The following is a 21799-nucleotide window of genomic DNA, read 5'->3' on the forward strand; positions in this document are numbered from 1 at the left end:
AGCCGTCCTGTCTGGAGGATTTATGTTACTGGCAGGCGCTATTTTTGTCCTGACCATCGTTTTGGTTATCTGGCAACCGAAGGGATTAGGGATCGGCTGGAGTGCGACGCTGGGCGCGGTACTGGCGCTGATCTCTGGCGTAGTCCATTTTGGTGATATCCCTGTAGTGTGGAATATTGTCTGGAATGCGACGGCGACCTTTATTGCCGTGATTATTATCAGCCTTCTGCTCGATGAATCGGGCTTTTTCGAATGGGCGGCGCTGCACGTTTCACGTTGGGGTAACGGTCGCGGGCGTTTGCTGTTTACCTATATCGTTTTGCTCGGCGCAGCGGTGGCGGCACTGTTTGCCAACGATGGTGCGGCATTGATTCTGACGCCAATTGTTATCGCCATGCTGCTTGCATTAGGTTTCAGCAAAGGCACTACGCTGGCATTTGTCATGGCCGCCGGGTTTATTGCCGATACGGCCAGTCTGCCGCTTATCGTGTCCAACCTGGTTAACATCGTTTCTGCAGACTTCTTTGGGCTGGGTTTCACTGAGTATGCGTCGGTAATGGTGCCGGTGGATATCGCAGCCATTATCGCCACGCTGGTGATGCTGCATCTGTTCTTCCGCAAAGATATTCCGCCAACTTACGACCTGGCTCTCCTGAAAGCACCGGCAAAAGCGATTAAAGATCTGGCAACCTTCAGAACCGGCTGGATAGTGTTGATCCTTCTTCTGGTTGGCTTTTTCGTCCTTGAGCCGTTGGGTATCCCGGTCAGTGCGATTGCTGCTGTAGGGGCTGTCATTCTGTTTGCGGTGGCGAAGCGAGGCCATGCCATTAACACTGGCAAAGTGCTTCGCGGTGCGCCATGGCAGATCGTCATATTCTCTCTGGGAATGTATCTGGTGGTCTATGGTCTGCGTAATGCCGGACTAACAGAATACCTCTCCGGTGTGTTGAACGTGCTGGCAGATAAAGGACTTTGGGCCGCGACGTTTGGTACTGGCTTCCTGACGGCTTTCCTCTCTTCCATCATGAACAATATGCCTACCGTGCTGGTTGGTGCTCTCTCTATTGATGGCAGCACTGCAACAGGCGTTATCAAAGAGGCGATGATTTTTGCCAACGTGATTGGCTGCGATCTTGGACCGAAAATTACACCTATTGGTAGCCTGGCAACGTTGCTCTGGCTGCATGTCCTTTCACAGAAGAACATGACCATCACATGGGGATACTATTTCCGCACCGGGATCGTCATGACTCTGCCTGTGCTGTTTGTAACGCTGGCCGCGCTGGCGCTACGTCTCTCTTTCACTTTGTAATGAGATACTGATATGAGCAACATCACCATTTATCACAACCCAGCCTGCGGCACGTCGCGTAATACGCTGGAGATGATCCGCAACAGCGGTATCGAGCCGACCGTTATTCTTTACCTTGAGACTCCACCTTCACGCGATGAGCTGCTCAAACTCATTGCGGATATGGGCATTTCCGTCCGGGCTTTGCTGCGTAAGAACGTCGAGCCGTATGAGGAACTGGGTCTTGCAGAAGATAAATTTACTGACGACCAGCTCATCGACTTTATGCTACAGCATCCGATTCTGATCAACCGTCCGATCGTAGTGACGCCACTGGGAACTAAACTTTGCCGTCCTTCAGAGGTTGTTCTCGATATCCTTCCAGATGCCCAGAAAGCGGCTTTCACCAAGGAAGACGGTGAAAAAGTCGTTGATGATTCAGGTAAAAGACTGAAATAAAGACGAAGGGGGCATTTGCCCCCTTCATTATTACTTCGCCATTTCTTCCAGCAGGTCAATACCAACCGGCTCTTCGCTCTGTAGCGCTGTTAATGCAATACGCTTTGCATACTGCTCTTCCACATCAGAGATGAGAGGCAGCTCGCGGTTCGCCCTGATCTTCAGGAAAGGCGAAGACGGTTGAGCAGCTGCCAGGCTGTTATTAACGACCCATGCCCACGGCTCGATGCCAGCTCGGCGTAGATCCTGCTGCAGGTTAGCGGCTTCCAGTACAGGTGTCGTTTCGGCAAGCGTCACGATAATCACCTTCGTCTTCTCCGGGTCTGCTGCTTTTTCGCTATCACCTGTCTTCGATGTCAGAAAGCGAGAGAATTCGGCTTCATGCTGTCGCCAGAACACACTCATGCAATTGTTGAATGCCTTTACATCACTCATGTTCGTCCTCAAATTTTGCTCAGATTAACCCGGCTCTCATCTTCCAGAATTTTATAAACAGTGGAACGGGCAATACTGAGCCGGCGGGCAATATCTGTTGCACCAGTTCCCTGCTGATGAAGTGCCAGTACACTATTTCTGTCGATGATGCGCTTTCGGCCAAACCGGATACCTTTCAGCCTGGCCTCCTGCCGTCCTTCGTTCGTACGCTCCAGAATCCTCCTGCGTTCGGCCTGGGCTACAGCTGAAAGAATGGTCACAACCATTTTCCCCATTTCACCGTCGGTGCTGATCCCGTCGTCTATGAATCGGACCGCGACTCCCTGAGCGTCGAATTCTTTTATCAGTTGGATCATATCGGCAGTGTCGCGGCCAAGCCGGTCGAGTTTCTTCACCAGGATGACGTCACCTTCCTCCACCTTCATTCGCAGCAGATCCAGTCCTTTCCTGTCGGTAGAACTGCCGGATGCTTTGTCGGTAAATATGCGACTGGCTTTCACCCCCGCCTCTTTAAGCCCCTTGATCTGAATATCGAGGGACTGCTGGCTTGTTGATACCCGTGCGTAACCAAAAAGTCGCATAAAAATGTATCCTAAATCAAATATCGGACAGTGGGTGTCTGTTATAACAAAAAATCGATTTAATAGACACCTAGACAACACCATTTTAGTGTGTCCGAGAATTTATAATATTTCGGACGGTTGCGAAATTGTTAATTCATGACCATCAGGCAGGGAGGCCGGTATGCCCGTCGATTTTCTGACCACTGAGCAGGAACTGAATTATGGTCGCTATGTTGCAGAACCCAATGACGTGCAGCTGGCGCGCTATTTTCATCTTGATGAGCGGGATCTTGCCTTCATTAACCAGCGGCGGGGAAGGCATAACCGGCTGGGAATTGCGCTTCAGCTCACCACCGCCCGTTTTCTGGGCACCTTTCTGACAGACTTAACCCGGGTTCTGCCAGGTGTTCAGCAATTTGTCGCGGTGCAGCTTAATATTCGCCGTCCGGAAGTCCTTACCCGCTACGCAGAACGGGTTACCACCCTCAGAGAGCATACTGCGCTGATTAAGGAATATTACGGTTACCATGAATTTGGCGATTTCCCCTGGTCTTTCCGCCTGAAGCGCCTGCTGTACACCCGCGCATGGCTCAGTAATGAGCGACCCGGCCTTATGTTTGATTTTGCCACCGCGTGGCTGCTTCAGAATAAGGTCCTGCTGCCCGGAGCAACCACACTTGTACGTCTCGTCAGTGAAATACGCGAACGGGCAAATCAGCGGCTGTGGAAGAAACTGGCCGCGTTGCCGGACAGCTGGCAGACCGCCCGCGTGACGGAGCTTCTGGACATTCCTGAGGGGCAGCGTACTTCACCGCTGGAGCAACTGAAAAAGGGACCGGTCACCGTCAGCGGCCCGGCATTTACCGAAGCGCTGGAGCGGTATATCCGGCTGCGAAACCTGGAATTTTCCCGACTGAATTTTACCGGTCTGCCTGCTATACAACTGCGTAATTTGGCCCGTTACGCAGGCATGGCGTCGGTAAAATATATCGCGCGAATGCCACAGCAGAGAAAACTGGCCGTACTCACAGCATTCGTTAAAGCGCAGGAGACTGCGGCGCTGGATGAGGCCGTTGATGTGCTCGATATGCTGATACTGGATATCACTCGTGCGGCGAAGAAAACGGGGCAGAAAAAACGGCTCAGGACGCTTAAAGATCTTGATCGTGCTGCGCTAATATTGGCGCGGGCATGTTCATTGTTGCTGGATGAACAGGCTGACGATGCTGAACTGAGGGAGACCATATTCAACAGCATACCGAAAAGCAGGCTGGCAGAATCCGTCAGCAAGGTAAATGAGCTGGCCCGGCCTCAGAACAACAATTTCCATGACGAAATGGTGGAGCAGTACGGGCGGGTAAAGCGCTTTCTTCCGGCGGTATTGCGCGACCTGCATTTCCAGGCAGCGCCAGCCGGAGAACATACGTTGTCCGCCATTCATTATCTGACCGAACTGAACGGCTCGAAAAAGCGCATCCTGGACAATGCGCCTGAACATATTATTACCGGCCCCTGGAAACGCCTGGTATACGATGCGGAGGGCCGGATACAGCGTGCCGGTTACTCGCTTTGTCTGCTGGAGCGCCTTCAGGATGCACTACGTCGAAGGGACATCTGGCTCGAAAACAGCGATCGCTGGGGAAATCCCCGCGAGAAGCTGTTGCAGGGGGAAGAATGGCAGGCTCAGCGGGTCCCCGTTTGCCGGGCGCTGGGACATCCCACTGATGGACATAAAGGCGTGCAACAGTTGGCGGTCCAGCTAGATGAAACCTGGAAAACCGTCGCATCCCGCTTTGAAGGAAATGCGGAGGTTCATATTTGCCATGACGGTAAACATCCTTCCCTGACTATCAGCAGCCTGGAGAAACTGGAGGAGCCAACATCGTTGCATCGTCTCAACAGTCGGGTAAGGCTGCTACTCCCGCCAGTAGATTTGACGGAACTGTTGCTTGAAATAGATGCCAGAACGGGATTTACACGTGAGTTTACGCATGTCAGTGAATCCGGGGCCCGGGCACAGGATCTGCACATCAGCCTGTGCGCGGTCCTGATGGCAGAGGCCTGCAATATCGGGCTGGAACCGCTGATAAAGCACAATATACCGGCGCTGACGCGCCACCGGCTTAGCTGGGTAAAACAGAATTACCTCCGGGCAGAAACGCTGGTCAGCGCCAATGCCCGCCTGGTTGATTTTCAGTCCACACTGGAGCTTGCTGGCCGCTGGGGTGGTGGCGAAGTGGCTTCAGCTGATGGCATGCGCTTTGTCACGCCGGTGAAAACCGTCAATTCAGGACCTAACAGAAAATATTTTGGTTCCGGACGTGGCATCACCTGGTACAACTTCGTCTCTGATCAGTACTCTGGATTCCACGGCATCGTTGTCCCCGGCACATTACGAGATTCCATTTTTGTGCTGGAAGGCCTTCTGGAGCAGCAGACAGGGCTGAATCCGGTTGAGATCATGACAGACACAGCCGGTACCAGCGACATTATTTTTGGCCTCTTCTGGCTGCTGGGATACCAGTTTTCCCCCCGGCTTGCCGATGCCGGTGAAGCGGTATTCTGGCGAGTGGATAAATCGGCAAATTACGGTGCACTGGACGAACTGGCACGTGGTTGTGCCGATCTGTCGAAAGCCGAGGATCAGTGGGATGAGATGATGCGAACCGCCGGTTCGCTGAAACTGGGCACCATTCATGCTTCAGAACTCATTCGCTCTTTGCTGAAAAGCTCGCGCCCATCAGGGCTGGCACAGGCGATCATGGAAGTGGGGCGCGTCAACAAGACGCTGTACCTTCTTAATTATATTGATGATGAGGATTATCGTCGGCGGATCCTGACGCAGCTAAACCGGGGGGAAGGCCGCCATGCTGTGGCGAGGGCGATCTGCTACGGGCAGCGCGGTGAGATCAGAAAGCGCTATCGTGAAGGTCAGGAAGATCAGCTGGGGGCACTGGGCCTGGTCACTAACGCAGTGGTGCTGTGGAACACACTTTATATGCAGGAAGCCCTGAGCTGGATACGCAGTAATGGAGAAGAAATCGGGGTTGAAGATATCGCCCGGTTGTCCCCACTGATGCACGGGCATATCAATATGCTGGGGCATTATACGTTTACGCTACCGGAGGATATTTTGAAGGGGGAACTGAGAGAACTAAATTTCAATTTAAACAATGAATTAACTTCTTAGCGTACGTTTTCGTTCCATTGGCTCTCAAACCCCGAAGAGAATAGTGTTTGCCACATCTTCGGCAGTTCCGACGCGTCCCAGCGGGTGGAAATCGTTCAGCGACTTCATAGCATCTGCGATATCCGCTTTGTCCATGAAGCCTTCGTATATCGGCGTATGAACAATCCCGGGAGACACAGCGTTGACACGAATACCCGCGCTGGCCAGCTCAATCGCCAGATTACGCGTCAGGGCATGCAGACCCGCTTTTGCCATTGAATAGGCCGAGGCCGGCGAGTCACCGAGTGCTGCCTGGGCGCCAATCGAACCGACATTGACGATAGACCCTTCGATCTTCGCGGCAAGCATGTTCTTCACGACATCCTGCGTAATAAAGAACGTGGCGCGGTTCAGCGCAAGATACATGTCATAATCGGCAAAGCTGTGCTCGGTAAAGCCTTTCGGCATGAAGATCCCGGCGGCATTCACCATCAGGCTGATATCGCGGTGGCGGGCATTAATTTCCCGACGGATAGTTTCCATACCTTCTTCGGTCATCAGGTTCGCCGCGATGACCGCAACCGGTCCCAGAGGGCTCAGTTCTTTTTGCACCGCTTCGGCTTTGTCTTTTTTATTCCCGGTCAGCACGACACTGCCGCCCGCTTCCAGTACCATGCGTGCCACGGCCAGGCCCATGCCGCTGGTACCGCCGACGACGAGCAGTTTTTTACCTTTGAAAAAAGTGTTCATTTTCTGACTCCATTACTGGTGGGTAAGACGTTGCCGGCAGCGTGAAACTGCCGGCGGTTGACGGATTAAATACTGCAGCCATCCGTTCCGCAGGTCTGACCCGCAGTGGCTGAAAATTCGGTTTGCTGTTCATCCCAGACCTGACGCAGGGCATTCAAAAAGTTATCTGCTGCCTGAGCCCCGCTGATGGCATATTTTTCGTTCATCACAAAAACCGGAACGCCGCTGAGGCCAATAGACTGTGCGTGGGCTTCATCGTCGGAAACGGTGGCGCGAAAATCGTCATTTTCCAGGGCGGCTTCAGCGTCAGCTTTCGGCATACCGGCTTCTACGGCCATGGCAACGAGCTGCTGACGGTCAAAGAGAGAGCGACCTTCGGTGATACTGCCATGATAAAAACGTTCTTCCACCGCGTCCGCAATTCCGGCCTTACGCGCGGCAACCAGCAGGGTGTGTGCATCTTCTGTATCACCAAACATCATGCCGTCGAAGTTGTAGATCAGACCTTCAGATTTACCGGCGGTGCCCACCTGATTCATCATCAGCTCCGCTGAATGCTGACTGCCCAGCTTTTTAACGATGGCATCCTTAAAAGGCATCGCGGGAGTACCACCGGCCAGACGGTAGCTGTGATGGCGGATCACCACCTGGTCGCGAAATTCAAAGCGATTCAGACCCTGTTCAAATCTTTTTTTAGCAATCCAGCACCACGGGCAGACCAAATCTGACCAGATATCGATGGTAAGGGTGGGTTTCAGCGTTTGCATAATGATTCCTCAAAGACGTTGGGCGGTCGGATCTCACTTATCAGAGAACCGCGACCGTATGGGATTTATTGCGCCTGCCAGACCGGGTAATCGGTATAGCCTTTTTCCGGGGAACCACTGACGCCGTAGTAGGTGGCGCGGTCACTTTCTGCCAGTGGCCAGCCGTTTTGCATTCTTTCAACCAGATCCGGGTTAGCGATGTAGGGCACACCAAATGCCACCAGATCCAGCTCATCATCTTCCAGAGCCTGCTCTGCGATATCACGGGTAAAACCGCCGGCAGCGATGATGGTGCCTTTAAACGTGTTGCGAAAACGGCGGCGGAAGCCTTCCGGAAGTGGCGCTTTGATGTACACCGGCTGATAGTAAAGGTGTACGTAGGCCAGTTCCCGCTGACCGAGCGCGTCGGTGATGGCTGACCAGGTTTGCTCTTCACCTTCATACGGCGCGAGGTCATAAATGCGGCCGAACGGTGACAGGCGCACGGCAACGTGGCTGTTACCCACGGCTTCCGCCACGGCGTCAATGGTCTCCAGCAGGAAACGCTGACGATTTTCCACCGAGCCGCCGTATTCGTCGGTGCGGGTGTTCAGTTCGCTACTGAGGAACTGGTCAAAGATGAATCCGTTTGCCGCCATGATTTCCACGCCGTCAAAGCCGGCTTCCATCGCCAGGCGTGCGGAGTGCACGAAGTCTGCAGTGATGCGTTTAACTTCATGCGTTTCCAGCGCGCGTGGCTGGCTTGGTACAACCGGGCCCGGTTCTCCGGATTCGGTCAGCGCAAAAACGGTGGTATTGACCGCCTGAACGGTGCCCGCTGAAACCGGCGCTATGTGGCCTGGCTGAAGAGAGACGTGAGACATACGGCCGACGTGCCAGAGCTGCGCGAAAATACGGCCACCTTTGGCGTGAACCGCTTGTGTCACCTTACGCCAGCCCTGGACGTGTTCGTCGTTGTAGATACCAGGGGTATAAAGGTAACCCCGGCCTTCTTCTGAAACCGGCATCCCTTCGGTGATGAGCAGGCCAGCAGAAGCACGCTGTGCATAGTACAAAGCCACGACCTCATCCGGCACGTCATTCATGGTGCGGGTGCGGGTCATCGGTGCCATGACTACACGGTTTTTTAACGCCAGGCCAGACAGATTGTAGGGGGTGAAAAGCTTACTCATCGTATACCTCACAAAAAACAAAAAGGAGTATCCCGGCAGGGATTTGCACAGCCCGGCAGTATCATCGACTGGACGTCGCGCACTGGAGTTGCATAAACATCTGATGGGTGGCAATATACCAACCATCTAGTAGGTAGGTCAATGGCTGTGTCGTATTTTTTTGTCATAACGCAGCCATTTCTGAATTGTCACTCATTTTGCGAGGTCATCACCATGCGTACATTAACAGCTTATAACGAAGATAATTTCCGCCAGATAGAGCAGTACAACGGAATATCGGTGGTACGTTTCTCTGCACCCTGGTGTCCGCCCTGTCAGGCCAGCGAAGAAATGTTCAGTCAGTTTGCAGACCGGCTCGATAGAGATATTCAGGTGGGGAAAGTCAATGTAGATCAGGCGCCGGTGCTGACAACCAAATACGAGATCTGGGGGCTGCCGTCTGTGCTGATATTTCATGAAGGGCAATTAGTTAAACGCATACCGGGTGTGAAACCTGCATCGGTATATGCTCAGGCTATTGCGGACATAAAAAAAGGGCAGTAATGCCCTTTTAACGTGGAATTTATTAATGCTTAACCGCGTGCCTGACCGACGGCATCCAGAGTGCGGGCTGAATAAATGACCGCCGCGCCAGCGTTGAGGTTAATCGCCACGCCCAGCGCTTCAGCAATTTCAGCGTCGGTTGCACCGGCTTTCACAGCGGCGTCGGCGTGAAAAGCAATACAGCCGTCGCAGTGGGTTGTGACTGCGCACGCCAGGGCAATGAGTTCACGCACTTTTGCGCCCAAAAGGTCAGTTTTGTTACCTGCGTTGCCCAGGGCAACCACGCCTTTCATGGTCTCGGGGGTCAGTTTGCCCAACTCGCCTAAACGTTGCATTAACTCTGAGCGATAGTTGTTCCAGTCCAGCATAGTGTCATTCTCCTGAATGAGGGGTATTAAGAAGCAGTTTTATATACTTAAGGCTGTTGGCGAAGACTTCGGGTCTGGCCGTTGCATGCGCCACTACGCTTGAGCCTTCACAGACATTAATGATCATCAAAGCAATATCTGATGGTTCGGCATGGGATGAAAACTCACCTGACTCCATGCCCGCCCTGACGACTTTTGTGAGCCACTCGATTTGCATATCGAAATAAAGTGATGTCTGTACAGTAATTGCCTGAGGCAGATTGGCGGTCTCTGCTGACAACGCACAACACAGTGGCAGTAGCGAAGCTTTATGGCTTTGCGCGAAGATATCGATGTAAGCCGCAATTCTTCTCTCCGCGCTTTTCTCAGTCGCCTCTATCTGCTCAAATACGCGTTGTGTATCAGAGAACGCCTGTATTACCACCTGCTCACCCAGAATATCTTTGGTCGGGAAATGGTGATGAATACTGGCCTTGGTGATACCCACTATTTTTGATAAATCAGCATAGCTGAATACTGAATACCCTTTTTCGCGCATCAGGTGTTCTGCTTCGCTGAGCAGCCGTTCCCGTGTCATGGTTGTCATAATTACTCCATATAATCTACTAGTTGATAGATTATATTGTTGCTATTTTTCCGTAGCAAGTTGTATCACTGACTCAGTATCGTGCAGAGCTGAACGTCACTGCCATCCTGCATTCTGAATGGCAGCATTACATCTCTGACATCACGCCAGGCGTGTAATCATTTCAACCGGATTAGCCAGAGTATCGTGGATTGGCGAATTCTTTTGCATTTCGCTGACCAGCGCTTCTAACTCCTCGCGACTGGCGGTCTTGCTCGTAAGGTGAACATCGACGCGAATAGATTTCGCACCTTTACGCACGTTGCTGTCCAGCCCAAGGAAGCCGTTGAGGTTGATATCGAAATTAAGATCCAGCTCGATACCGTCCAGGTCGATCCCTTTTTCAGCAGCCATCATGGTAAGGGTGGCGGTATAACAGCCAGCCAGCGCCTGCATGATGTATTCAGTCGGGCTCATGCCGGTATCGGTGCCGAGTAAACCTGCGGGTTCATCACCGATATTAGAAAATTTCCCCACACGGCTGGTATCGATAACGCCGTTCTGGATTGTGGCGCCGGTCTCTGTGCGAACGGTTAATCCGCCGCTGGAACGGGCTTTCATCTGGAAAGTCAGGTTACCCAGGCCAGGCTGGCTGCGAACTGCTTCACGGGTATTGTGGATCGCAGCTGCGTCTGCAGAAGGTTTAACGGTAGTAGACATAATGGCTCCTGTAATTTCTTGATAAAAGGTATAGCTGGTGTAACCAGCACCAATCATCTAGTTGGTAGATTAGTGTCGCGAACCTCTTTTGTCTACTCTTTTATAAAAAATAGGGGGAAAAGAACCCAGCAGGCTGTTTTATTTCATAATAACCATTTGATTTTTTTATAATCTTCCCAGCCGCTCACTCTTGCAGCAATCCAGCCTTTACCCGAAGGATAGTCTGGCGGGTGGTATTAAATTCCCGGGCAATAGCACTGATACTGATGCCAGCATTTAGGCGCTCTGTCACTGTTTGCTTTTGTTCCTCGCTCAGGATGGGGGGGCGACCGAAGCGTTTTCCAGCCGCTTTTGCCCTCGCAATACCTGAATACGTTCGCTCAAGCAGCAAATCCCGCTCAAACTCCGCTACAGCAGAAATTACCTGCATAGTCATTTTTCCGGCCGGACTGGTCAAGTCAACGCCTCCGAGTGCGAGACAATGAACGCGAATATCTAAAGCCGCCAGTTGCTCTACTGTTTTTCGGATATCCATCGCATTACGACCCAGACGGTCAAGTTTGGTGACAATCAGTACATCCCCATTTTCCATGCGATCTAGCAACCGGATAAATCCGGGGCGTTCGCTGGCAGCAACCGAGCCACTGATATGCTCCTCAATAAGTCGTTGGGATCTGATGGCAAAACCCGCCGCTTCAATTTCACGACGCTGGTTTTCTGTGGTCTGTTCCAGAGTTGAGACCCTGCAGTAGGCAAAAACACGTGACATGGGAAACTTTCCGTACGAAATGGATGTCCGAATTATAACGTGTGTCCGAAATTAATTTCACTAAGTTTCGGACATGTGCTGTAAGTGGTGTACGAAACCGACCGGTTTCGGTCACAGCGAACAAATAACAGATGAAAACTATACGCGAGGGAGGCATTTATGCCACGGCGACAGATACTGAGCAGCGAAGAGCAGGAACGCTTACTGGTTATACCAGATGATGAAATTATTCTGACCCGAATGTGTTTTCTGAACGAACCGGATATTGCGCTCATTAATAAGCACCGAAGGCCAGCGAATCGCCTGGGCTTTGCTGTATTACTCTGTTATCTGCGTGGACCTGGATTTATTCCGGACAAAAGCAGTGCTCCTCACAATGGCGTTGTATCCAGGGTTGCTTCCCGACTGAAACTTCAGCCTGATTTATGGCCGGAATATGCATCCAGAGAGCAAACCCGCTGGGAACATCTGACCGAACTTTATCGCTACCTGGAACTATCCCCGTTCAGCCGGTCAATGCAAAAAGACTGTATCCGTCATCTGCACCCCTATGCCATGCGAACTGACAAAGGATTTATGCTGGCGGAAGAAATGCTCAGCTGGCTACATAACAATAATGTTATTTTCCCTTCTGTTGAAGTGATCGAACGGACGCTTGCCGAAGTCGTCACGCTCGCTAACAGATCGGTATTTTCGACACTTACCGCGCAACTGGAAAAGCAGCATAAATCAGCACTCGACAGCCTGCTCATATCAGAGGGTGAACAACCTTCCCGTCTGGCATGGCTGCTACAGCCTCCGGGTAAAATAAACGGTAAAAATGTGCTGCAACATATCGACCGGCTTAATTCCATCGCTGCGCTGGGGTTGCCTGATGGTATTGCACTTTCCGTTCACCAGAACAGGTTGCTTAAACTGGCGCGTGAGGGCCGGAAAATGAGCAGCAGGGACCTGGCAAAATTCACCGATGTCAGACGTTACGCTACGCTGGTTTGTATAATAACAGAGGCCAGGGCCACCCTGACTGACGAAGTGATTGATCTGCACGAGCGTATCCTGGGTAGTCTGTTCAGCAGGGCAAAACGCACGCAGGCCGAACGGCTCCAGCAAACGAGAAAGCTTATTCAGAGCAAGCTGAAGCAGTACGTTACCGTCGGGCAGGCGTTACTTAACGCCAGAGAATCCGGGGAAGATCCCTGGACTGCAATAGAAGATGTCCTTCCCTGGCAGGAATTCATCAACAGCGTGGAAGAAACGCGGTTTCTTTCCCGTAAGGGCAATTTCGACGCGCTTCATCTGATCACCGAAAAATACAGTACGTTGCGTAAATATGCCCCGCGTATGCTGTCAGCATTGCAGTTCATGGCGACACCTGCGGCGCAGGCGCTCAGCGATGCGCTGGACACCATAACGGAAATGTACCGTAAACAACTTCGTAAAGTGCCGCCATCAGCGCCAACAGGGTTTATCCCTGAAAGCTGGCGAAAACTGGTGCTCACGCCTTCAGGCATCGACCGCAAGTACTACGAGTTTTGCGTACTGAATGAACTCAAGGGTGCATTACGTTCCGGTGATATCTGGGTAAAAGGATCGCGCCGCTACAAAAATTTTGATGATTATCTCATCCCGACTGCTGAGTTTGAGAAATCCCGACATAATGACCAGTTACAGTTGGCCGTTCAGACCGATAGCCAGGCATACCTTCAGGCCCGTATGACTCTTCTTGCATCTCGGCTGGAAGAAGTTAACGCGATGGCGCTTGCCGGTGATTTGCCCGATGTAGATATCTCAGATAAAGGCGTAAAAATCACTCCACTGGAGAACAGCGTTCCTTCAGGTGTTTCGCCCTTTGCAGATTTGGTCTATGGCATGCTTCCCCATCCGAAAATTACGGAGATACTGGAAGAAGTTGATAGCTGGACGGGATTTACGCGTCACTTCGCGCACCTCAAAAATAATAACGTCAGACCAAAAGACGGAAGACTGTTGCTGACCACCATTCTGGCTGACGGCATCAACCTTGGGCTGACAAAAATGGCGGAATCCTGCCCTGGGGCCACAAGATCGTCACTCGAAGGTATTCAGGCATGGTACATCAGGGATGAAACTTATTCAGCGGCACTGGCCGAGCTGGTCAACGCACAGAAAGAGCGGCCTCTGGCCGCATTCTGGGGCGACGGGACAACATCGTCGTCAGACGGGCAGAACTTTCGGGTAGGCAGTCACGGACGTTATGCCGGTCAGGTCAATCTTAAATATGGTCAGGAGCCGGGCGTGCAGATTTATACGCATATCTCAGACCAATACAGCCCGTTCTACGCCAAAGTGATCAGCCGGGTGCGCGACTCAACCCACGTGCTTGATGGCCTGCTGTACCATGAAAGCGATCTGGAAATTACCGAGCATTACACCGATACCGCAGGCTTCACTGAACATGTTTTCGCCCTGATGCACCTGCTGGGATTCGCTTTTGCGCCAAGGATCCGTGATCTTCATGACAAGCGGCTGTTTATTCATGGAAAGGCCGAGCGCTATCCGGGGCTTCAGTCTGTCATATCAACAACCTGCCTAAATATCAAAGACATTGAGTCGCACTGGGATGAGGTATTGCGCCTGGCAACCTCGATTAAGCAGGGGACAGTCACCGCATCACTGATGATGAAAAAGTTAGCCAGTTACCCAAAACAGAATGGACTTGCCAAAGCGCTGAGAGAGATTGGCCGCATCGAACGGACACTATTTATGCTGGACTGGTTCCGTGATCCCGGTCTGCGCCGACGCGTGCAGGCGGGGCTGAATAAGGGTGAGGCCCGTAATGCCCTTGCGCGAGCGGTCTTTTTGCACCGTCTGGGTGAAATAAGGGATCGTGGGCTGGAGAATCAGAGTTATCGCGCCAGCGGGCTGACATTACTGACAGCAGCGATCACGTTGTGGAACACGGTATATATAGAAAGAGCTATTGAGTCACTAAAACGAAAGGGTATCCCGATAAATGAGCAACTGGTCTCTCATCTTTCTCCCCTGGGCTGGGAACATATCAATCTGAGTGGAGATTACGTCTGGCGTAATAATCTTAAGCTGGGATCCGGAAAATACCGCTCATTACGTACAGTCGATACCGCTTTGTACAAAAAACAGTCTTAGCGTGGGATAATTAATGAGATGGTCACTCCCTCCTTCCCGGTACTATGCTGAGGACAGGCTTTCATTCGGAGAACTATCATGGAAAACATTGCGCTCATTGGTATCGATCTGGGTAAAAACTCTTTCCATATTCATTGCCAGGATCGTCGCGGGAAGGCTGTTTACCGTAAAAAATTTACCCGGCCAAAGTTGATCGAATTTTTGGCGACATGCCCCGCTACAACCATCGCAATGGAAGCCTGTGGCGGTTCTCACTTTATGGCACGCAAGTTGGAAGAGTTGGGGCATTCCCCAAAGCTGATATCACCACAATTTGTCCGCCCGTTCGTTAAAAGCAATAAAAACGACTTTGTCGACGCCGAAGCTATTTGTGAAGCTGCATCGCGTCCGTCTATGCGTTTTGTGCAGCCCAGAACGGAATCTCAGCAGGCAATGCGGGCTCTGCATCGTGTCCGTGAATCCCTGGTTCAGGATAAGGTAAAAACAACCAATCAAATGCATGCTTTTCTGCTGGAATTTGGCATTAGCGTTCCCCGAGGAGCTGCCGTTATTAGCCGACTGAGTACCATTCTTGAGGATAATAGTTTGCCTCTTTACCTCAGCCAGTTATTGCTGAAATTACAACAGCATTATCACTATCTTGTTGAGCAGATTAAAGATTTGGAATCCCAGTTGAAACGAAAGTTGGACGAAGATGAGGTTGGACAGCGCTTGCTGAGCATTCCCTGCGTCGGAACACTGACAGCGAGTACTATTTCAACTGAGATTGGCGACGGGAAGCAGTACGCCAGCAGCCGTGACTTTGCGGCGGCAACAGAGCTTGTACCTCGGCAGTACAGCACGGGAGGTAGGACGACATTGCTGGGAATTAGTAAGCGAGGTAATAAAAAGATCCGAACTTTGTTGGTTCAATGTGCCAGGGTATTCATACAAAAACTGGAACACCAGTCTGGCAAATTGGCCGATTGGGTCAGGGATTTACTGTGCCGGAAAAGCAACTTTGTCGTCACTTGTGCTCTGGCAAACAAGCTGGCCAGAATAGCCTGGGCCCTAACGGCACGACAGCAAACTTATGTAGCATAACGGCAGAAATACACCGGTTTAAAGAATTACTGATCTGGTTTTGCGAATACTGATATTGATGATACTAACGGCCCACCGGCCTGTTGAGGAACCTGTAAAACGGAAAGGCTCATTGAAGCCGTATATTTTCTGGAGGTTCATCAGGCGCGGAACTCATCAAGGCGCGGGAATAAAATCCCATTCAGACGCCGGATAGATTCAAGCAAGCCAACTTGTCGTCAAAATCGGTGTTGCAAAAACGGGAGTGACCATAGATTCCGTTTTCTGAGACGACCCCTATCTGTTCAACCGCCGGGCGAACGGCATCGATGAAATCTGGTACATCTGCCCGGACAGGCCGACGCTCGTCCGGGTGCAACGGGCAATTTTGGCGGTGGATGAAATCGTGAACCCACAGACCGGCGAGGCCCGAAAAACGGCAGAGCTGGACCGGGAACGGCTGTTTGCCTGCTTCAAATTCATGGTCATGGTCTGAGGTTAATCATTCATTTATGAGGTGTTTTATGACAAACCGGATTGCGGTTGTGGGCCGGGAGGCCCTGCTTATGGTCGGGGCGATGGCCGGAGGGCTGTGTGTGCTGGCCGCGCATCTGCTGAAATTGTTCTGGCGCGTGCTGCCGGTGTTTCTGCTGCTCTACGGGTTCGTGCAGTTTCTGGCGAGGAACCCGGCGATCCGTGACTGGTTGTTCCTGCATTTCGGGCAGGGAGGCACGGCGGCGATCCTGATCGGTGGTACCCTTCTTTGCCTGCGTCGTCTGATGAAATGACGGCAGACAGCACCGGCCGCGTCGGTGCTGTTATTCCTCCCCGAGCTGGTCCCGCATTGCCAGCCAGAGCGTTTCCGCGTCCTCGTGCAGCCGTTCGCACATGTCGGCCGCGGTATCCATATCCAGTTCGTTCAGCTTTTCCAGCAACAGCAGCGACTGATCCCTGATGAATTTTGCCATGTTGAGAGCGGTTTTTTCCTGTTTCGTCATGTTTCTTTCCTTCCGGGCATGGTGTGCGCCTGTCGGGTATACTGTCTCAAAAATAGCGGGGTGAGACAATGGCGTGGGTGACGGTGAGACAGGCCACGGAACTGACGGGAAAAGCCCGAAGTTCCCTGTATCGGGATATGGCTAAAGGCCGCGTATCATACCGGACGGAGGCTGATGGTGGTCGTGTCGTAGATACCAGCGAGCTTATCCGGGTGTACGGTGAGTTAAGACTGATTGAGACTCATGATCGGGACGGGTTGAGACTGCCGGATGAGACTGAAAAAACGGTATCAGAGGCGCTGATTGCGGAGATAAAAGCGCTGCGGGAAGAGGTGGCCGGGCTGCGGCAGGAAATGCAGGCCATGAGACTACTGGAACACAAAACGGAGACAGCAGAGACACCGCGCCGGTGGTGGCAATGGGGGAAGCGCTGACGCGCTGCGCTTGTCCAACCGGCGACGGCCACGCAATGAATTGCGCCCCCGTCACCCGTTATCAGCGGACGGAGTGGGGATTCTGGCGCTGGCCGACTACGGCCAGAACCCGGATTTTCTGCGCCGGGTCATTCACATCATAGAGGACATGCTGTCCCATCAGGCTTATCCGGCGAACGTCCTCGCCATAGCGTGAGTCCACTTCGTAGAGACGCGGAAAGTCTGCCAGCTTGTCTGCGGCCGCAAGAACGCGATCGGTGACGTTCCGCGCATCCCACAGAGATGAATTTTCCGCGATGTAGTCAAACAGTGCCGTTACGTCCTCGATGGCTCCCTGCTTCCATTCCACGTCATACGGCATCACGCAGTTCCTGATAGCGACCATGCAGCCGCTGGCGGAGTTGTTCCGTGGTCATGCCCGGGCGTGTATCAGCGCGGGCTGCAGTCACTTTGGCGCGAACCTGATCTTCATACTCGGCCTGTGCCAGTTCTTCGTTAGCCAGGCGCTGCAACAGTGCTGCCTTGTCCGGGCCACCTTCCGGCAGTATGCGGGGCAGACTTTCGGCCAGTTCCCGCAAGAAGTTGGCGTTTTCGTAGTGTGTGGTATTGCTCATTACAGAGCCTCCGGGGTTGATGCGTCGACATGAAGGAGTTTAGCAGGGACACTCCCTGAAAAATATGCTGAATCCGGTACGCGAAGCGTTACTTCCTTGTACTGGCTGTTCTCTGTTATTCGTGCTGTCTTGCAGGCTTACTGCGGGTTGCTGTCTTTTTTTTCTCGCTGCCTGAGTCCCTCAGCAAAACCGACCATCCAGCCTAATGGATCATGCTGCGCAGCCCCTGACAACAGCGCGTCAGATTCCAGTCCGGCTTGTCGTCCTGCCTCTCTGACATCTTCTCGTACCCATACCGCAATTTGCTTATAACCCGCCTCGCGCATACGTGCTTTATAGGCTGCCTGGCCGCGTGCATTCTTGATCAGATACTTGCGGTTGCTAGTGATATCGCGTGTCTTGTTGTTTGAACCGGTCATTAATTCCTCAGGCATTACAGAGTTGTCGTACACACAGAAAACATTACTAGTAATTATGATTGTTGTGAGTATTCCAGGGAGAAAATGAGAGATTTCCCGCGCAAAAGGGCGCTTTTTGGCGGTTTCAGGTGGTAAACGCACTGAAACGGGCCGCCATGCAGTCCGGTGCATAGCCATTCATGCCATCAGAATTCATCAGGCAAGTTTTGCGGGGTTTTCGCCGGGTAAGCTGTGGTTTTCACCGGCTTCGCGCTGAAATCGCCCTGAGCGCGTTTTAGCGGTGCGTACAATGAAGCCTTTATGTTAAATAGGGGCTTTTGTTGTCCGGAAAAGGCTGAGCAAAAATACGATAAACAGTGTCATACCGGTAACCAGCATGACATAGCCGGCTGTTGGGTTATAAGTCAGACAGAAGGCTGTGCAGGCACTGGGGGCGTGTATGCGAAAAAGCCCGGCAAAACACAGACTGGCCGAGAGTCCGTAAAATAACGATCCTGCGATAACGGTCAGCATAATTCTAAACATTGTCCCTTTGTCCCTTTGACCCTAATCATCCTCATCTTTTTTCTAATATGCCCCTTAAAATCAGGATGTTGATTGTTTTGTATGCAAGAAATGGACTAAAGAAATTTGTTTGTGATCCCATTCTCGTTTCTGCATATGAACAAAAAAGCCCCGCACATGGGCGGGGCTGAATGCTGCGAGTCTGCGACGGTGACTTATCCCGGAAGCGTCCAGTCAGGTCGTTCAAAATGGCAGGTATAGCCGTCGGGATTATGCTGCAGGTAATCCTGATGCTCTGGCTCTGCAGACCAGAACTCACCGGCCTGCTCTACTTCTGTCACCACGACTCCGGGCCAGACTCCTGAATCATCTATTTCACGGATAAGCTGGTTTGCCTGCTGCTTTTGCTCCTCTGTGGTGAAAAAGATGGCTGAGCGGTAGCTTGAGCCGACGTCATTACCCTGACGAAGTATTGTTGTAGGGTTGTGAATACTAAAGAAATATTCCAGTAGTTTTCGGTAGCTCAGTTTATCCGGGGAATACACCACCTTCACCGCCTCCGCATGTCCTGGGTGGTGCTGGTATGTCGGGTTATCATTACGTCCGCCGGTATAGCCCACTTCGGTGCTGACCACGCCATTGAGTTTGCGGATCAGCTCCTGGACACCCCAGAAACAACCACCGGCAAGGATTGCCACATCAGTTTTCATGCTTATCTCCTTTCTCAAACAGGGGAAGAAATTCACCGTATCCTTCTGTTTCCAGAGCGCCTTTCGGGATAAAACGCAGTGAAGCCGAGTTAATGCAGTAACGTAATCCACCGGTATCCTGTGGCCCGTCAGGGAAGACGTGTCCCAGATGGCTGTCACCGTGACGGGAACGCACTTCAGTACGCACCATGCCATGACTGAGGTCGCTCAGGTTGTGGACGTTGTTTTCCACTGGTTTGCTGAATGCCGGCCAGCCACAGCCCGAATCAAATTTGTCCTTCGACGAGAACAGTGGCTCACCGGAGACGATATCCACGTACAGTCCGTCCTCAAAGTGGTCGTCATATTCTCCGGTAAACGGGCGCTCAGTGGCGCTTTTCTGGGTGACGCTGAACTGCAGTTCCGTCAGTGCCTGAATGGTCTGTGGGTCTTTTTTATACGGTTTGTTCATATCGCTCTCCTGACAAATCTCACTCACCGGGACGGGTCCTGCTCATGAATAAGATCCAGATAGTGTTTTTCAAAGTCCGGGTTGGCGGGGAGCGACTTATTTTCCAGGTAGCGCTCTAAAAAGTAGCGGGGAGTGATCCCCGCCCGAAAGGCGGCTTCCATGCCTCTCACCATGAACCCGGGAGTGGTGTCATATTTGCTGGCCAGAAATATCAGGCTGCTGCGTAATTCAGGGTCACCCCATGGCTGACAATGCGTCAGACGAGCGGGGTTTGTGCACGGCGCTGAGTTGCTTCGCCCTCCGGTTAATCAGTGTCCGTCGCAGGTCATGACGCAACAGCACCAGTCCAGCCCCAATCAGAAGAACATCCTTGATAATGAAGCTGTCAATGCGACCCAGCTGCGGCAGAAGGCTCAGGGTGACGATGCCGGTGCCTGCCACCATCAGGGCGCCTGCTGCACCCACTGCCGGCCGGAAAAATCCGGCAATCAGGGCCAGAAGGGTGATATTTTCCACCACGCCGAGTGCGTAGCTGAGCCCCTGAACGCCGAGAGCCGGATACAGCGCACCGAGCCAGGTGCCTGGCAGCAGGTGGTGAAGGGCATTGGCCTCGAAGGCAAACCATTTGTAGGTGCCAAACAGGGCGAAGATGAAAATCACTGACAGCCGCAGAACCATAATGTCCAGGCCTGACGTTTTACGAAGTAACCGGCGCAGTTGTGTCTCGACGTTATTTTTCATGGTGTGTGTCCTTTTATTTTCGTTTTGTGTTTATGCAAACAGCGTGGCGCGGGCATGAACGAAACGGGCCTGCTCAAGCTCAGAAATCAGATAAGCGGCAGCGCCATGTTCAAGGGCTTCGCGGATAACCTCCCGCTCCAGCTCATCCACGGAAGACACCCAGCCAACAGAGAGTGTACGGACCGGTACCAGAGCTGCTTTTTCTTCCTCAGTAAGATCGGATTTGATGATGACCGGTCCATGGGCTTTACGGGTGAAGACAGCGATAACGTCGTTGATAAGTGCTTTCATGATGATGCCCCCTGCATGTCTGTTTTATTGTGTTGTCGTGTTGTTAATATTTATTCTACCTACCAGTAGATAGATTGGCAAGGGGTAACTGGAAATTAAACGCAAGGAAAGTCTTAATGTCTTCTGAGGCCCCCGGAATACAGGCGTTGTCAGCGGTGATTTTTTTGAGTGCTGGCTGCCCCGGTTAAACCGGGGCAGCCACAGGCGTGGCTTTACGGGCGGGAGAGTAGCTGAATAAGCGCGCTCATGGTGCGGGAACAGGCATCATGAGGAGGGATCCGATTGAGCATCAGGGCCCCTTTAATGGCGCTGCCGATGATAATGGCCACGTCAGCCGGCTCAGCAGTAAAAGCCAGTTCACCGCTTTCACGACCCGAAACCAGCACACTGGTCAGGATGCGCAGGTCGGTTTGTGCCAGTCGTGAGGTGGCTTTCTGAAGAGGTTCTTCAAACAGGGCGCTGTCGGACAGCATGGCGTGAATGCCACACATCTGGCCGCTGTCGGCGCATTTGAGAAATGCGTCCATATAACCCTGCAGACGGGCTTTACCCGGTGGCAGCTGTAACAGGGCAGCTTCCAGTTTCAGCAGGCTGGCCTCCTTGTATTCACAATAGGCAAGCCCGAGGTCGGTTTTGGTCTGAAAATGGTAATGGATACTGGCCTTCCGTATTCCCAGACCGTCAGCGAGATCAGCATAGCTGAAGCCCTGGTAGCCGTTCTGCTGGATAAGGGTATCAGTCAGTTCAATCAGACTGTCATGGGTGGACATAATGTTCTCCTGGCACCTGCGGGTGCCTGTTATTCAGACACAACTGCGCCCGGAAACCAGAAGGGTTCCGGGCGCAGTTGCGAGGGTAAC

26 protein-coding genes and 2 pseudogenes are annotated in these 21799 nt (G+C 52.3%); 9 read left to right on the forward strand and 19 right to left on the reverse strand.

What is annotated here, in order from left to right:
- The first annotated feature begins 22 nt into the window (after positions 1-22).
- Positions 23-1312, forward strand: coding sequence for an arsenite efflux transporter membrane subunit ArsB (arsB, locus tag MRY16398_RS28995; protein ID WP_000922630.1), 1290 nt, complete (start codon positions 23-25; stop codon positions 1310-1312).
- Between the two features lie 12 nt (positions 1313-1324).
- Positions 1325-1750, forward strand: a complete 426-nt coding sequence (gene arsC / locus MRY16398_RS29000; RefSeq protein ID WP_000065758.1) for a glutaredoxin-dependent arsenate reductase — start codon at positions 1325-1327, stop codon at positions 1748-1750.
- A 30-nt stretch (positions 1751-1780) separates the two neighbouring features.
- On the opposite strand, the gene MRY16398_RS29005 is transcribed toward arsC, so the two are convergent.
- Positions 1781-2185 (reverse strand): ArsA-related P-loop ATPase, encoded by a 405-nt coding sequence (locus tag MRY16398_RS29005; RefSeq protein ID WP_004118313.1) that lies wholly within the window; start codon positions 2183-2185, stop codon positions 1781-1783.
- Positions 2186-2193: 8 nt separating this feature from the next.
- Positions 2194-2766: a recombinase family protein gene (locus tag MRY16398_RS29010; protein ID WP_001556711.1), complete on the reverse strand. Its 573-nt coding sequence runs from the start codon at positions 2764-2766 to the stop codon at positions 2194-2196.
- A 163-nt stretch (positions 2767-2929) separates the two neighbouring features.
- Between MRY16398_RS29010 and MRY16398_RS29015 the strand changes: the two genes are divergently transcribed.
- Entirely contained in the window at positions 2930-5938 is a 3009-nt protein-coding gene (locus tag MRY16398_RS29015; protein WP_001556712.1) for a Tn3 family transposase, read from the forward strand.
- Between the two features lie 33 nt (positions 5939-5971).
- On the opposite strand, the pseudogene MRY16398_RS29020 reads toward MRY16398_RS29015, so the two are convergent.
- The 3 genes and pseudogenes from MRY16398_RS29020 to MRY16398_RS29030 form a co-directional block, all read right to left on the reverse strand.
- Positions 5972-6667, reverse strand: a pseudogene (locus tag MRY16398_RS29020) (SDR family NAD(P)-dependent oxidoreductase); the annotation flags it as partial.
- Positions 6668-6732: 65 nt separating this feature from the next.
- Positions 6733-7434, reverse strand: a complete 702-nt coding sequence (locus MRY16398_RS29025; protein WP_001194072.1) for a DsbA family oxidoreductase — start codon at positions 7432-7434, stop codon at positions 6733-6735.
- Between the two features lie 65 nt (positions 7435-7499).
- On the reverse strand, positions 7500-8606 hold the full coding sequence (locus MRY16398_RS29030; RefSeq protein ID WP_021242986.1) for an alkene reductase: 1107 nt from the start codon (positions 8604-8606) through the stop codon (positions 7500-7502).
- A gap of 213 nt (positions 8607-8819) precedes the next feature.
- On the opposite strand from MRY16398_RS29030, the gene MRY16398_RS29035 reads away from it, so the two are divergent.
- The gene (locus MRY16398_RS29035; RefSeq protein WP_021242987.1) at positions 8820-9149 is read left to right on the forward strand and encodes a thioredoxin family protein; all 330 of its coding nucleotides are present in this window, start codon (positions 8820-8822) and stop codon (positions 9147-9149) included.
- A 29-nt stretch (positions 9150-9178) separates the two neighbouring features.
- Here MRY16398_RS29035 and MRY16398_RS29040 read toward each other — a convergent pair whose 3' ends face one another.
- The 4 genes from MRY16398_RS29040 to MRY16398_RS29055 all read right to left on the reverse strand — a co-directional run bounded on the left by MRY16398_RS29040 (position 9179) and on the right by MRY16398_RS29055 (position 11571).
- Positions 9179-9517 carry a carboxymuconolactone decarboxylase family protein gene (locus MRY16398_RS29040; RefSeq protein WP_021242988.1) on the reverse strand — a complete coding sequence of 113 codons (339 nt, stop codon included), beginning with the start codon at positions 9515-9517 and terminating at the stop codon, positions 9179-9181.
- 4 nt (positions 9518-9521) lie between these two features.
- Positions 9522-10103: a TetR/AcrR family transcriptional regulator gene (locus MRY16398_RS29045; RefSeq protein ID WP_020277920.1), complete on the reverse strand. Its 582-nt coding sequence runs from the start codon at positions 10101-10103 to the stop codon at positions 9522-9524.
- 141 nt (positions 10104-10244) lie between these two features.
- Positions 10245-10802 (reverse strand): OsmC family protein, encoded by a 558-nt coding sequence (locus tag MRY16398_RS29050; protein WP_000108589.1) that lies wholly within the window; start codon positions 10800-10802, stop codon positions 10245-10247.
- Positions 10803-10986: 184 nt separating this feature from the next.
- Positions 10987-11571 (reverse strand): recombinase family protein, encoded by a 585-nt coding sequence (locus tag MRY16398_RS29055; RefSeq protein WP_012695450.1) that lies wholly within the window; start codon positions 11569-11571, stop codon positions 10987-10989.
- Between the two features lie 159 nt (positions 11572-11730).
- On the opposite strand from MRY16398_RS29055, the gene MRY16398_RS29060 reads away from it, so the two are divergent.
- From MRY16398_RS29060 to MRY16398_RS29075, 4 genes and pseudogenes are all read left to right on the forward strand, one after another.
- Entirely contained in the window at positions 11731-14715 is a 2985-nt protein-coding gene (locus MRY16398_RS29060) for a Tn3 family transposase (RefSeq protein WP_032666414.1), read from the forward strand.
- Positions 14716-14793: 78 nt separating this feature from the next.
- Positions 14794-15798: an IS110-like element IS4321 family transposase gene (locus MRY16398_RS29065; RefSeq protein WP_032666413.1), complete on the forward strand. Its 1005-nt coding sequence runs from the start codon at positions 14794-14796 to the stop codon at positions 15796-15798.
- Positions 15799-16075: 277 nt separating this feature from the next.
- A pseudogene (locus tag MRY16398_RS31355) lies at positions 16076-16273 on the forward strand (MobC family replication-relaxation protein); the annotation flags it as partial.
- Positions 16274-16301: 28 nt separating this feature from the next.
- Positions 16302-16565 (forward strand): hypothetical protein, encoded by a 264-nt coding sequence (locus MRY16398_RS29075; RefSeq protein WP_021243021.1) that lies wholly within the window; start codon positions 16302-16304, stop codon positions 16563-16565.
- A 30-nt stretch (positions 16566-16595) separates the two neighbouring features.
- Here MRY16398_RS29075 and MRY16398_RS29080 read toward each other — a convergent pair whose 3' ends face one another.
- Positions 16596-16775, reverse strand: coding sequence for a Rop family plasmid primer RNA-binding protein (locus tag MRY16398_RS29080; RefSeq protein ID WP_021243020.1), 180 nt, complete (start codon positions 16773-16775; stop codon positions 16596-16598).
- A 68-nt stretch (positions 16776-16843) separates the two neighbouring features.
- Between MRY16398_RS29080 and MRY16398_RS29085 the strand changes: the two genes are divergently transcribed.
- Positions 16844-17209 (forward strand): hypothetical protein, encoded by a 366-nt coding sequence (locus MRY16398_RS29085; protein WP_021243019.1) that lies wholly within the window; start codon positions 16844-16846, stop codon positions 17207-17209.
- Between the two features lie 61 nt (positions 17210-17270).
- Here MRY16398_RS29085 and MRY16398_RS29090 read toward each other — a convergent pair whose 3' ends face one another.
- The 9 genes from MRY16398_RS29090 to MRY16398_RS29125 all read right to left on the reverse strand — a co-directional run bounded on the left by MRY16398_RS29090 (position 17271) and on the right by MRY16398_RS29125 (position 21709).
- On the reverse strand, positions 17271-17570 hold the full coding sequence (locus MRY16398_RS29090) for a type II toxin-antitoxin system RelE/ParE family toxin (RefSeq protein WP_021243018.1): 300 nt from the start codon (positions 17568-17570) through the stop codon (positions 17271-17273).
- Entirely contained in the window at positions 17560-17823 is a 264-nt protein-coding gene (locus MRY16398_RS29095; RefSeq protein WP_000072676.1) for a hypothetical protein, read from the reverse strand. Before MRY16398_RS29095 ends, MRY16398_RS29090 begins: the two co-directional genes overlap by 11 nt.
- Positions 17824-17960: 137 nt before the next feature.
- Positions 17961-18413 carry a hypothetical protein gene (locus MRY16398_RS29100; protein ID WP_125125741.1) on the reverse strand — a complete coding sequence of 151 codons (453 nt, stop codon included), beginning with the start codon at positions 18411-18413 and terminating at the stop codon, positions 17961-17963.
- Between the two features lie 548 nt (positions 18414-18961).
- Complete coding sequence (gene msrA / locus MRY16398_RS29105) at positions 18962-19456, reverse strand: peptide-methionine (S)-S-oxide reductase MsrA (protein ID WP_021243016.1); 495 nt, start codon at positions 19454-19456, stop codon at positions 18962-18964.
- Positions 19446-19907, reverse strand: a complete 462-nt coding sequence (msrB, locus tag MRY16398_RS29110; protein WP_021243015.1) for a peptide-methionine (R)-S-oxide reductase MsrB — start codon at positions 19905-19907, stop codon at positions 19446-19448. Before msrB ends, msrA begins: the two co-directional genes overlap by 11 nt.
- 23 nt (positions 19908-19930) lie before the next feature.
- Entirely contained in the window at positions 19931-20068 is a 138-nt protein-coding gene (locus tag MRY16398_RS30765) for a hypothetical protein (RefSeq protein WP_021243014.1), read from the reverse strand.
- Between the two features lie 73 nt (positions 20069-20141).
- A complete protein-coding gene (locus MRY16398_RS29115) occupies positions 20142-20648 on the reverse strand; it encodes a DUF417 family protein (protein WP_001567380.1) in 507 nt (168 codons plus the stop codon).
- A gap of 30 nt (positions 20649-20678) precedes the next feature.
- Entirely contained in the window at positions 20679-20939 is a 261-nt protein-coding gene (locus MRY16398_RS29120) for a DUF1471 domain-containing protein (protein WP_001567381.1), read from the reverse strand.
- Between the two features lie 212 nt (positions 20940-21151).
- Positions 21152-21709 carry a TetR/AcrR family transcriptional regulator gene (locus MRY16398_RS29125; RefSeq protein ID WP_001567382.1) on the reverse strand — a complete coding sequence of 186 codons (558 nt, stop codon included), beginning with the start codon at positions 21707-21709 and terminating at the stop codon, positions 21152-21154.
- Between the last annotated feature and the right edge of the window lie 90 nt (positions 21710-21799).

The organism is Phytobacter sp. MRY16-398 (assembly GCF_003925915.1).
Taxonomy (GTDB): domain Bacteria; phylum Pseudomonadota; class Gammaproteobacteria; order Enterobacterales; family Enterobacteriaceae; genus Phytobacter; species Phytobacter diazotrophicus.